Source organism: Vibrio sp. V08_P9A1T1 (assembly GCF_963874405.1).
Taxonomy (GTDB): domain Bacteria; phylum Pseudomonadota; class Gammaproteobacteria; order Enterobacterales; family Vibrionaceae; genus Vibrio; species Vibrio anguillarum.
This window is the reverse complement of record NZ_CAWNIB010000004.1, coordinates 1-12,664: the sequence shown is the minus strand read 5'-3', so window position 1 is coordinate 12,664 and position 12,664 is coordinate 1. Positions and strand designations below refer to the sequence as shown.

The 12,664-nt window shown below is 46.2% G+C and carries 7 protein-coding genes and 1 pseudogene; 4 read left to right on the top strand and 4 right to left on the bottom strand.

The annotated features are described in order from the left end of the window. Positions 1-476 precede the first annotated feature (476 nt). The 3 genes from gcvP to AACT21_RS00230 form a co-directional block, all read right to left on the bottom strand. Positions 477-3,356: an aminomethyl-transferring glycine dehydrogenase gene (gene gcvP, locus AACT21_RS00240; RefSeq protein WP_094164220.1), complete on the bottom strand. Its 2,880-nt coding sequence runs from the start codon at positions 3,354-3,356 to the stop codon at positions 477-479. A gap of 81 nt (positions 3,357-3,437) precedes the next feature. Then, complete coding sequence (gene gcvH / locus AACT21_RS00235; RefSeq protein WP_013868476.1) at positions 3,438-3,818, bottom strand: glycine cleavage system protein GcvH; 381 nt, start codon at positions 3,816-3,818, stop codon at positions 3,438-3,440. Between the two features lie 57 nt (positions 3,819-3,875). Continuing rightward, positions 3,876-5,183, bottom strand: coding sequence for a serine hydroxymethyltransferase (locus AACT21_RS00230; RefSeq protein WP_088729426.1), 1,308 nt, complete (start codon positions 5,181-5,183; stop codon positions 3,876-3,878). Positions 5,184-5,575: 392 nt separating this feature from the next. Here AACT21_RS00230 and AACT21_RS00225 point away from each other — a divergent pair, with 392 nt between their 5' ends. From AACT21_RS00225 to AACT21_RS00210, 4 genes are all read left to right on the top strand, one after another. Next, positions 5,576-6,199: a helix-turn-helix domain-containing protein gene (locus tag AACT21_RS00225; RefSeq protein WP_010320321.1), complete on the top strand. Its 624-nt coding sequence runs from the start codon at positions 5,576-5,578 to the stop codon at positions 6,197-6,199. Between the two features lie 291 nt (positions 6,200-6,490). After that, positions 6,491-7,624, top strand: a complete 1,134-nt coding sequence (gene gcvT, locus AACT21_RS00220; protein ID WP_176430214.1) for a glycine cleavage system aminomethyltransferase GcvT — start codon at positions 6,491-6,493, stop codon at positions 7,622-7,624. A 77-nt stretch (positions 7,625-7,701) separates the two neighbouring features. Further along, on the top strand, positions 7,702-8,688 hold the full coding sequence (locus AACT21_RS00215) for a trypsin-like serine protease (protein WP_094164218.1): 987 nt from the start codon (positions 7,702-7,704) through the stop codon (positions 8,686-8,688). A gap of 128 nt (positions 8,689-8,816) precedes the next feature. Continuing rightward, positions 8,817-9,914, top strand: coding sequence for a S1 family peptidase (locus tag AACT21_RS00210; protein WP_254917209.1), 1,098 nt, complete (start codon positions 8,817-8,819; stop codon positions 9,912-9,914). Between the two features lie 75 nt (positions 9,915-9,989). On the opposite strand, the pseudogene AACT21_RS00205 reads toward AACT21_RS00210, so the two are convergent. Continuing rightward, positions 9,990-12,407: pseudogene (locus AACT21_RS00205) on the bottom strand (M16 family metallopeptidase); the annotation flags it as partial. Between the last annotated feature and the right edge of the window lie 257 nt (positions 12,408-12,664).

The following is a 12,664-nucleotide window of genomic DNA, read 5'->3' as shown; positions in this document are numbered from 1 at the left end:
GTATCTGGTAGCCAGCGTGCAAACTCGCTTTGGACTAAATATTTTCTGAATAATTTGTTTTCAATAGCCAACTTCAAGAAGATCATTAGGTGAACCTCTCGAGGTCGAAGCTATTTCCTATATTCTTTATAGTTTAAATTATGCGAATTTAGTGGAAATAGTTCGTGTCGGTAACCCCATTTCTGTCCGTACGACCTGAAGTCGTATTAAGTGTGGTTCTCCACGATAAGAGGGAATTAGTTTCGTGAGCGTTGGGTGTATGTCATTTATGATAATGGATGAAGTTTGCTAAAACAGTTTTGTCCAGAACTTTCACTGTGGGCACTTCGTAACTCACCTTTGTCCAAAAATCGTTTTACAGCCTAACAAAAAGGCGAACTTCTCAGTTCGCCTTTATTATTGAATATTGATTACAAAGTCAGTCACAACCTAAATGATGATCATAAACTGTGACGACGAGCCATCAACATCAGCACCTACTCTTGGTAGTTATCAATACTTGGGCATGAGCAGACAAGGTTACGGTCACCGTATACGTTATCGACGCGGCTCACGGTTGGCCAGTATTTTGATGCCTTAGTATGAGCGGATGGGAAGCAAGCCGTTTCACGAGAATATGGGTGAGCCCATGCTTCACTCGCGAGATCCGATTGTGTATGCGGCGCATTCACTAACGGGTTGTCGGCTAATGGCCATTCGCCTGATTGAACTTTCTCCATTTCGGCGCGAATCGCAATCATCGCCTCGCAGAAGCGATCCAATTCGGCTAAGTCTTCCGATTCGGTTGGTTCAATCATCAAGGTGCCAGCAACAGGGAATGACATCGTCGGTGCGTGGAAGCCATAATCCATCAAACGTTTAGCAATGTCTTCTTCGCTGATACCGGTCGCTTCTTTAAGCGGACGAATGTCAATAATGCATTCGTGCGCTACGCGGCCGTTACTACCACGGTAAAGAATAGGGTAGTGTGGGCGCAGTCTTTCCATCACATAGTTAGCATTTAAAATAGCGACTTGAGTAGCCGTGGTTAAGCCTTCTGCACCCATCATGGCAATATAAGCCCATGAGATAGGTAAAATAGAAGCGCTGCCTAAATCGGCCGCAGATACTGCGTGATCGCTGCCTTCAACTCCCCCTTCAATATGTCCCGGTAGGAAAGGCGCTAGGTGAGATTTTACACCAATCGGCCCCATACCTGGGCCGCCGCCGCCATGTGGAATACAGAATGTTTTGTGCAGGTTGAGGTGAGAAACATCAGAGCCAATAAAGCCCGGATTGGTCAAACCAACTTGCGCGTTCATGTTGGCACCATCAAGGTAAACTTGGCCGCCTGCGGCGTGAACCATGTTACAGACTTCTTTAACTTGTTCTTCGTAAACGCCGTGCGTTGAAGGATAAGTGATCATGATGCTAGAGAGGTTCTCTTTATGCTTCTCAATTTTGTCTGCGAGGTCTGCGATATCAACGTTGCCGTTATTATCACATTTCACGACCACTACTTTCATCGAAACCATTGAAGCGGTTGCAGGGTTGGTGCCGTGTGCTGAGCTCGGAATTAAGCAGACGTTACGGTGCCCTTCACCACGGCTTTTGTGGTAGCGCTGAATCGCCACAAGCCCTGCATATTCGCCAGAAGCACCGGAATTTGGTTGTAGCGAGAAAGCATCATAGCCTGTGATTTCACAGAGCTTTTCTTTTAAATCCTTAGCGAGAGCGGCGTAACCTGCGGCTTGCTCTTTCGGTGCAAATGGATGGATCGAACCAAATTCTGGCCAAGTGACAGGGATCATCTCGGCTGCGGCGTTCAGTTTCATGGTGCAACTGCCAAGCGGGATCATGCCGTGAGTTAATGAAAAGTCTTTATTCTCAAGTTTTTTCAAATAACGCATCATTTGCGTTTCGCTGTGATAGGTGTTGAACACAGGATGCGTTAGGAAGCGAGATTGACGACGGCAGTGTTCTGGAATCGCTGCAAATTCGTTGGCGGCGATTTCTGCCGACAGCGCGCTTACCGATTGCTTAATATCGAAAACCGCAAACAGGGCTTTAAGATCAGCTGTGGTGGTGGTTTCATCCAAACTGATGCCCAATTGGTCATCAAAGCGGCGTAAGTTGATGCCGGCTTGCTGCGCTTTTGCGTAGAGCGCTTGAGTTTGAGCGGCACTCTTTAAGGTAATCGTGTCAAAGAAGCTGTTGTGCACCAATTCGTAGCCCGCTTGAGTTAAGCCTGCCGCTAGAATTGCTGTCATATGATGAGTACGGCGCGCAATGGTGCGCAACCCTTCTGCGCCATGATAGACAGCATAAAACGAGGCCATATTAGCCAGCAGAGCTTGCGCGGTACAGATGTTCGAGGTCGCTTTTTCGCGGCGAATGTGCTGCTCGCGAGTTTGCATTGCCATGCGCAGTGCTGGATTACCTTTGGCGTCAATCGACACTCCGATCACGCGGCCGGGCATAGTGCGTTTGTGCGCTTCACGCGTGGCCATAAAGGCGGCGTGTGGGCCGCCATAACCCATAGGGACACCGAAACGTTGAGCCGAGCCAATCACGACATCTGCGCCCATTTCACCCGCTGGTTTTAGCAAGGTGCTGGCCAGTAAATCCGTGGCAACAGTGACCAATATTTTATTGGCTTGCGCTTTAGCAATCAGGTCGCTTAAATCACGCACTTCACCTGTGGTGCTTGGGTATTGCAGCAGCGCGCCAAACACATCTTGTTCAGGCAATGAGTCGAGTGCGCCGATTTGTACCTCAAAACCGATAAATTCAGCGCGAGTTTTTACTACTTCAATGGTTTGTGGATGAACATCGTCCGCCACAAAAAAGACGTTACTTTTGCTTTTTCCTGCGCGTTTACACAGTGTCATTGCTTCGCCAGCAGCCGTTGCTTCATCGAGCAGCGACGCGTTGGCAATATCCATCGCTGTTAAATCCATCACCATTTGTTGGTAGTTAAGCAGCGACTCCAAACGACCTTGAGAGATTTCTGGCTGGTAGGGCGTGTAAGCCGTATACCAGCCCGGATTTTCCAGTACGTTACGCAAAATGACGTTCGGCGTGAAGGTGTTGTAGTAACCTTGACCAATGAACGTGCGTTTAATCTGGTTTTGATTGGCAAATACTTTCATCGAGCTGAGCATATCGGCTTCGCTTTTAGGCGCAGCAAGGGACATTGGGCTTTCTAAACGAATTTGCGCAGGAACGGTTTGTTCGATTAACGCGGCTAAGCTTTCGGCGTTAATCGCGTTGAGCATTTTTTGTTGATCGGCTGGGTTGGGTCCGTTGTGGCGTGCAACAAACTCATTTTCGGTACTTAACTGGCTAAGCAGTGGGCTGTGAAGTAATTCAGTCATTTCCTTTACCTTTTCAAAGATCGTGTGCGACCTTAAAAAAAAGCCGCCCATGCTGGGCAGCTTTGATCCGTGATGGGCTAATTAATCTTCTTCGATAGAGTTTTGGTACTCTTCTGCATTTTTTAGATTGTCGAGTTCAGAAGCATCAGACATCTTCACTTTCACAATCCAGCCACCTTCATACGGTTCTTCGTTGATGAGTTCTGGGCTATCTTCTAACTCTTCGTTGATTTCAACGATGACACCTGTAATCGGTGCGTAAATATCTGAAGCGGCTTTGACAGATTCAACCAGAGAAAAACTGTCTCCAGCATCAATTTCTGTATCTACTTCAGGTAGGTCAACAAACACGACGTCACCAAGCATCTCTTGCGCATGCTCAGAAATACCGATGGTCACTGTGCCGTCACCGTTGTCGCGCACCCACTCGTGGCTATCTGCAAACTTCAGTGTATTGTCCATTGCTTTATCTCCAAAAAAGTATCGTATTGATTTGAACTTGTGTTTAATTTAAAAAGGCTATTGGTAGAGTGGGAAGCGTTGGCACAGCGCTTTAACTTGTTTGCGCACACGTTGCTCAACATCACTGTTTCCTTCTGGGCTCACAACAAGGCCATCGAGAACATCGCCAATCCACTCACCGATGAGTTTGAATTCTTCACGACCAAAACCACGGCTGGTTCCAGCTGGCGTACCTAAACGAATACCCGAAGTAATCATAGGCTTCTCGGTATCAAATGGGATGCCATTTTTGTTACATGTGATTCCTGCACGCTCTAATGCTTGTTCGGCGATATTCCCCTTCAGCCCTTTAGGGCGAAGATCAACGAGCATGAGATGAGTGTCAGTCCCGCCAGTCACAATGTCACAACCGCGAGTTTGCAATACTTCGGCGAGAACTTTTGCGTTATCGATCACCGAATCAATATAACGATGAAACTCAGGGCCTAACGCTTCGCCTAGTGCTACCGCTTTGGCCGCAATTACGTGCATTAACGGGCCACCTTGCAGGCCGGGGAAAACCGCCGAGTTAATTTTTTTGCTGATCTCTTCGCTGTTGGTCAAAACCATACCGCCTCGTGGGCCGCGCAAGGTTTTATGTGTGGTGGTCGTGACAACGTGGGCATGCGGCAATGGGCTTGGGTGAGCACCAGTGGCGACTAACCCGGCAATATGCGCCATATCGACCATTAAGAGCGCGCCCACTTCATCAGCAATGGTTCGGAATTTGGCAAAATCAATCACGCGAGGAATGGCAGAGCCGCCCGCAATGATCATTTTTGGTTGATGCTCTAACGCGAGGCTGCGTACATCATCATAATTGATTTCTAAGGTCGTGCTATCGACACCATATTGAATAGCATTAAACCACTTACCCGAGAGGGCAGGCCGAGCGCCATGAGTGAGGTGGCCTCCGGCATCCAGAGACATACCTAAAATCGTGTCACCCGGTTGCAGTAAAGCCAGCATCACCGCGCCATTGGCTTGTGCGCCTGAATGCGGCTGCACGTTGGCGTATTGACAATGGAATAGGGATTTTGCACGTTCAATTGCAATGGTTTCGACGGTATCAACGTGTTCGCAACCACCGTAATAGCGACGGCCGGGGTAGCCTTCTGCATATTTATTGGTGAGACAAGTACCTTGCGCTTGCATAACGGCTTTTGAAACGATGTTTTCTGAGGCGATCAGCTCAATTTGTTCATTTTGGCGCACGTATTCGGCTTGAATACCCGCAAAGACAGCATCATCAGTGGCAGCAAGGTTGGTTGAGAAAAAGCTCTCAAGGCAATGGTTGGGGTAACTTTTGTTCACGTTGGCATTCATGGTAGATGACCTTCCAATAATCCGACGGATTGGCTAAACATTCCGTCATTCCTTTTTAGTGGCTGCCTTATCGTTAAGCCGTTAGGCGACAACAAAGCAGGGTGTCAGTTATCCTTAAACTGGATTGCAACCCCAACAATACGGGGTGAAAAGCCACTTAAACCTTGTTAAATCCCTAACCGCAATAAGTGGTAAACTGCATCTCTTTATCTAACAAGTCAGTAACATACCCTTTGACTTATAAACAATCAATCAAAAATTTCCTATAGGAAACATGGTTTCTTTTTTTGTAAGCAAGAGCACGCTTTATTTACGTGCAGCCTCTTTAACCTTACGTTGGCTTTATGCCACAATGATGGCCGAAATCAGGAAGATAACAATCGAGGGAAAGCATGTCTGAAGACATTTATGATGAGTACCCATCGTTGACTTTGGCCAAGGAAACGGGTGAACAAACGATCGAACCGCTTAAGCTTGGACAACGTATTAAAGAGATCCGCTCTAAGCTTGGGATTACGCTAGAAGAGGCGAGCCAGCGGACAGGATTAGCTCGATCTACATTGAGTAAAATCGAAAACGAACAGATTTCTCCAACCTACCAAGCGATGCAAAAGCTTGCTCATGGATTGCAGATAGATATGCCTCAACTATTTGAACCACCAAAGAAAATTGTGGCAACAGGTCGTAGGGATATTTCTCGTATTGGTCAGGGAAAGCCGCATCCCACCCCAACTTACGAGCATGAATTGCTCGCCACGCAGCTCTCTAATAAGAAAATGATGCCGTTTAAAAGCCGAGTGCGAGCTCGTGCATTTGAAGAGTACAGTGACTGGGTTCGTCACGATGGTGAGGAGTTTTTGTTGATCCTCACGGGTGAAGTTTTGTTCTATAGCGAATTTTATGAACCGGTTCGATTGGCGGAAGGTGATAGCGTTTATTACGACGCTAACATGGGGCACATGCTGGTCTCTGTCAGCGAAGAGGATGCATTGATTTTGTGGGTTACGGCAAAATGAGTGTGAAAACGCTAAGTTTCTTATAGTGACAGCAATCGTTTGCCATTTGTTGGCTTTGCCCTGTGTAGTGTGCTTTTAATCACTTTTAGCTCAGGCGATGGTAAGCATCTCGCGACTTTTAATTGTGATTGGGTTGTTAATTTTGACAATTCATCTTGTTTTGAACTTGTTAATCCGTCCGAACGGGCGCATTCTTGTTCACTATTGGAAACATGGTTTCCTCTTCTTTGGACATAATAGCCAAAATTTGGTGGTGAATTCCCTGCTGGGTCGGCTGAAATGGAGATAAAAATGACTCAAGAACATGCAAATCAAACACTACTCACTACTCCTTTACATGCGCTGCACATCGAAGTTGGAGCGAAAATGGTGCCATTTGCTGGCTATGACATGCCCGTTCAGTACCCATTAGGGGTAAAGAAAGAGCATTTGCATACTCGCGAGGCGGCTGGTTTGTTTGATGTTTCGCATATGGGCCAACTTCGTTTGCATGGAGCCAATGCTGCGCAAGCATTGGAGTCATTGGTTCCGGTCGACATTATTGACTTACCAGCAGGCAAGCAGCGTTACGCCTTTTTCACCAATGCACAAGGTGGCATCATGGATGACTTGATGGTTGCTAACCTTAATGATCATCTGTTTGTTGTGGTTAATGCGGCTTGTAAAGCACAAGATATTGCTCATCTACAAGCACATTTGCCACAAGGTGTTGAGCTCGAAGTCATTGACGATCGCGCGCTGTTAGCGCTGCAAGGGCCAAAAGCCGCTGAAGTGTTAGCTCGCCTGCAACCACAAGTGATGACGATGCACTTTATGGATATTCAGCTGATGGACATCGACGGAGCTCAATGCATTGTCAGCAGAAGTGGTTATACCGGTGAAGATGGTTATGAAATTTCTGTACCAGCAGAGCAGGCCGAAGCATTGGCGCGTAAACTGACCTCTTATGAAGAAGTGGAATGGATTGGTCTGGGCGCGCGCGATTCACTGCGTTTAGAGTGCGGTTTGTGCCTTTACGGGCATGATCTTGATACCACCACAACGCCAGTTGAAGCGAGCTTGTTATGGGCGATAAGCAAAGTGCGTCGTGCTGAAGGTGAGCGTGCGGGTGGTTTCCCGGGTGCAGACATCATTCTTGGGCAGATCGAAAGCAAAGATGTTGCACGTAAACGTGTAGGTTTAGTGGGGTTAACTAAAGCGCCAGTACGTGAAGGAACGGAGCTATTTGACGCCGATGGCCAGCATATAGGCGTAGTGACCAGTGGTACAGCGGGACCGACGGCCGGAAAGCCCGTGTCTATGGCTTATATCCGAGCTGATTTATCAGCGATAGGCACAGAAATTTTTGCTGATGTACGCGGAAAAATGCTGCCAATGGTGGTTGAGAAAATGCCGTTTGTGGCTCAGCGTTATTATCGCGGCTAAAGCATCATAAAATGTAATAAAAGTGCATTTAAAGATGTTTCATATCGATAACGGATTAAGTACTATCTGGGTTCAAAGTGATAAGGAATGACATGATGAACAAATGGGTAGTACTTTTTTCTTCGCTCGCCTTCTCTGGCAATGTGTTCGCCGTTGATGCTCAGCCCTACATAGTAAACGGTACGGATGCAAGCGTGACGGAGTTTCCTTCTATAGCGAGCTTGTTTTTTGATCAAATTGCTTATAACGGTTCATATGAAAAAGGAAGTTATTGTGGTGCTTCGTTGCTCAATAACCAATATGTATTGACGGCTGCGCACTGCGTTTATGGTAATAGTGCAAATCAGCTTTTTACCTCTGTTGTACCTAAGCTGCAAATTGAAACAAACTTTCCATTCAACATATTAGAAAAAGCGCGAGTGGCAGAAATCTATTATCCATCAACTTATAACAACACCACCTTATTGGATGATATTGCGATCCTTAAGCTTGAAACGCCTTTGACAATGGTGTCGTCTACTGACTACTTAACGCGACCAACCACCAATTTGGATAGCACTTATCGTTCATCAAGTGAAACCTTTATTGCCGTTGGGCATGGTAATACCTCTTCTAATAATGATACTAAAACGTATCTACAGAAAACTAATTTAACCTATGTGCCTAATGTATATTGCAATTACACTTCCACCACGGACACTAATTTATGTATGGAAGGGGCGATAGGTTCTACGGGGCTTGAAAATGCAACCTGTCAGGGCGATTCTGGGGGCCCGTTATTTTGGCATGATGGCGTTCAGTACATTCAAGTTGGTATAACCAGCTTTGGGCCAAATACCAAGTGTGGAGATCCTAATCCGCTAATTGGTTCAACGTCTGTATTTACAGAAATCCTTGACTATTCCACTTGGATTGAGAGCGTTCTGCTTGGTTCTGAGCCACCAAAATTTGTCGCAACAGAAGCGAAACGCCAAGCTTATTTAAACCCACCTTCTGACAGTGGTGGATCATTCGGCTGGTGGTCTTTACTGCTGATGTTTATCCCCTTCATTCGTAGACGTTGAACCCTTATTGATCTCGAGCGACCTGTTTAGGTCGCTTTTTTATTGCCTTTTTTGAGCAGGTTCCACTTAGGGCGCTAAACTTGAAAGTGATACACGCGTATCTTTCTAGATGAGTGACGAGGTGATGGATGTACAAATGGATACTGTTTAGTGCGATGCTATCAGCAAATGCTTATGCGGTTGATTTCCAGCCTTACATTGTGAATGGTTCGGATACCAGCAGTGCCACTTACCCTTCTTTTGCTAGCCTTTTATATCAAAGCAGCACTCAACCTAGTAGCAACAGTTTTTGTGGGGCGAGTATCATCAATTCACAGTTTATTTTGACGGCAGCTCATTGTATCTACGGTAAAAAAGATACCATGCTTTATACGGTGGTCGTGCCTCAGTTGGATAATGTGGCCGATTTCCCCTACGGGAATATCCAGATATCGCGCGCGGCGGCTTTTTATTACCCCAGTACTTACATCAATTCGTCCAGCGCACTCTGGCGTGATGACATTGCGATTATCAAGCTCGAAACACCGCTCAATGTGGCGGACTATTCTGCGCTACTCAATACTCAGTTAAATAATGATTACCCTGCTGGCAATAATTACAAAGCGACTGGTCATGGCTACGTGGCGGGTAATGTCCCGAATGCTAATAAGCAGTTACAAGAAACGACCCTCACTTTTGTTAGTAATGCCGTCTGTAGCGCTTTCTATGGCCCGACATTGACCTCAAAACAGATCTGTTTTGATGGTGCGGTAAGCGGTGCTTATAAAAACTCCACCTGTTCTGGCGATTCCGGTGGGCCTGTCTATTGGTTTAATGGCTCGCAATACATTCAAATTGGTTTAACCAGCTTTGGGCCTTCACTATGTGGCGATACTAACCAACCGATCACCTCGGTATTTACGGAGCTTTATGATTATCAGAGCTGGATTCAGCGCGTTCTTACAGGGGCAGAGGTGCCTAAATATTATGTTGCCACTCAAAATGGGGTACGTGTTCTGATTGATACTCAAACTGTTGCCGCCCCTCAGGAGGAGAGCGGTGGCAGTTTGAGTATCCTAGGGTTGACTCTACTGCTGTTATTTCGCTTTCGGGCGCATAATAATTTTGGTTCGTCTGTTGTGGTGATTAAAAATTTGCTTGGCTCTCAACGTCATCTCTTGTGCGGTGATTCGGTTTGCCGTTTGCTCTATGTTAAACAACGCATCGATGCCGTACCCGTGCAGTGAATAACGTTGAATAAACCAATTCATCTGCTTGGGGTCGTCTTTGAGTGGTTTGAGATCGGCAATCAATTGTTTCGCTGCGGTGAGCGTTTCCTCTTCCGTTATTTCGACAGATAAACCGTCAATCAGCTTATCAATGGCTTGCTCTGCGGTATCGACATCATTGGATGAAATGTCCACGCTAAATAGCCAATCGTTGTGTGGTTCACTATCGGCTGAAACCGAAAAAGCATTGGGAGCGTAATCCAACCCTAGCTGTTCACGCACCTGACTCACCATGCGGCGGTTTGCCACACGCCACAACATATCATCCATAAAGATAGTAGTAGCCGATTTGTGTTCCGGGTCGTTACTGATCACTCTGGCAAGATAGGCACTGCTTTTTTCATCGTTGATCGCCATGTCGATTCGAGGCTGAAAGTCTGCGCGATAATCAATGCGATAATCGACCTCAGGTGCAGAGCTGAAGGTTAATGATGCTACATAGGTACGCAATAGCGGTTTCAGTTCGGCAGGTTTAATGTCTGCGGTAATAAAGAGTTTAAAGCCTCTATTTTTCTTAAAGAGATCATCATGGGTTTGCATCAGTTGTTCAACACTCACCGTATTGATGTCCGATCCTTCGTATAACCAATGAGTGGTGTCCGGCAGATAGCTATTGCGATTAATGGCGAGCGCTATCTGGCCAATGGGTGAGCGAAGAAAAGTATCTCGATTTTGCTTAAACTCTTGTTTTGTTAACTGCAGATGGCTGTCGTCGATGTTGATGGCGGTCATCGCCGTATAAAGGGCAGCAAACGCTTCGGCTAACTCATCTTTAGATGATTCAAGGCTGATACCATGCGACGTAAAGTCGATGTAGGGATTCAATATGATGCCGTGTCTTCTCAGGTGATTATCCAACTGAGAGCCGCTAAAGTTACCAATTCCACCGCGTATGGCACTCGGAATAAGCACTTCAGAAGCTTTACGCAAATCGGGCTCTAAGCTTGCTTTACCACCAAGGCTTGCCAAAGAGGCATACACTTTTTCCCCTGCGTTAGTGTCTCTGCGATACCACACTTCAACACCGTTACTTAGCGTCCAAGTGGTGATATCCATCGACTCTTGAAGTTGAGATTCTGACAAAATGGCACCTATTTGCGTAGGTGTCACAAAAGCTTGATTGACCTCTTGCAATAGCGGTGGCTGCCCTTTTTGGGCAAACAGGGTTTTGAGTGTTGGCAGTGTCGCGACGACGAATTCTTTGTCTTCACTTTTATCCAACCCAATATTGATCTGGTAGTCGCTAGACAATAATTTGCGAAGGTGTTTATCGAGCATGGCACTGTTGGTGGTCGAGATAAATTCGGTTAACGTCGACCGTCGGTCTAAATGTGACTGGATCGGTTGATCCAACGTGCGCGCCAGCGTTTTTTCTTCGACTAAATCTATCGCGGTGGCTTTTTGCCAATCGTTATCGAAGTTCGCTAACATCTCTTGATACTGACGGAAAATCGCCTGAAACTCTTGCTCACTCACACCATGATCACGCAGTGCAGCAAGTGTGGAGAAGAAGAGATTTTGCGATGCTTCTCTTGAGTCCACTGGAAACCCGACCTCTGCAAACGAATAGCGCTGGGTTTCAAACGGGATAGTTTGGGAATAAATCCAAAGTGCCGGAAGGTTGGCGTCACTAAAATTGCTGGATAACCGCTGTTGTATCAGTTGCTGGGCGATATCATCGAGCCACCACTGGGCTTGTTGTTCACGGCTGGCTATTTTTTGCTCGCCACGGTCGATGAATAGGCTAATGTTCGGTGAGTCATTGGCACCAATGTAACCCACAAAATCTGTATTATTAGCCGTAATGCTGTGATTTCTAGTCGGCATTGGCGTGCTGCCTTTTTCCCAGCTCACGAAATGTTTTTCTATCAATGCCGTGGCTTGCTCTAATGTGATATTGCCAGCGATAACGATTTCGGTGAGCTGTGGCTGATACCAAGTGCGGTAAAAATCAGCAATCCCTTCGGCTGTCGCTTGGTTCACGCTTTCTTTGGTGCCCAAGGGATCATGCTGCGCATATAAAGTATTAGCAATCATGTGCTCATAAACGTTTTGAGCGTAGCTCTTCTCCTCTTTACGTGAAAAACGAAACTCGCCCATGATCACGCGTTTTTCATTTTCAACCGATGTAGGAGTAAGCTCTATACCATCGGCAATATCTCTAAACCAGACCAGAGCTGGCTCTACCGCTTGGTTATCGGGTAAATCCAGTTTGTAAACCGTTTCTTGATAAGCAGTATAAGCATTGATGTCAGGGCCAAAACTGACACCTGATTGCTCAAAGGTTTTGATCGCATCATTTCCGGCATAATGAGCGCTGCCATTAAAAGCCATATGCTCAAGAAAATGAGCGTAGCCCTGTTGCTGATTGTTTTCTTGAAATGCGGCTGCGTGAACAATCAAGCGGATGGAAACGGGTTCTTTTTGATTGGGATAAATGTGATATTTCATGCCATTGGCCAGCTCGGCGCTTGCCCAATAGGGATCTTCTTTGATCGGAGTGAACGCTTGATTTGAAGCACATCCCAACAGAAATAAGCAACTAACGAATAGTAGACGATATATTTTCATAACAACCTCGACATGTATTTGGTGGCAATATACGTCATGAGGTTTGAATTATTTTGGGGAATGTGACTGTCAACTCAGGTTTTGAGAAAGAAGTTTCAATTTTTTCGTAACAATGAATGTTATTAATTACATTGTGT

Bases quoted from the DNA above. Each gene is read 5' to 3' on its own strand.
- gcvP (WP_094164220.1), bottom strand. From the start codon at position 3,356: ATGACTGAATTACTTCACAGCCCACTGCTTAGCCAGTTAAGTACCGAA.
- gcvH (WP_013868476.1), bottom strand. From the start codon at position 3,818: ATGGACAATACACTGAAGTTTGCAGATAGCCACGAGTGGGTGCGCGAC.
- AACT21_RS00230 (WP_088729426.1), bottom strand. From the start codon at position 5,183: ATGAATGCCAACGTGAACAAAAGTTACCCCAACCATTGCCTTGAGAGC.
- AACT21_RS00225 (WP_010320321.1), top strand. From the start codon at position 5,576: ATGTCTGAAGACATTTATGATGAGTACCCATCGTTGACTTTGGCCAAG.
- gcvT (WP_176430214.1), top strand. From the start codon at position 6,491: ATGACTCAAGAACATGCAAATCAAACACTACTCACTACTCCTTTACAT.
- AACT21_RS00210 (WP_254917209.1), top strand. From the start codon at position 8,817: ATGTACAAATGGATACTGTTTAGTGCGATGCTATCAGCAAATGCTTAT.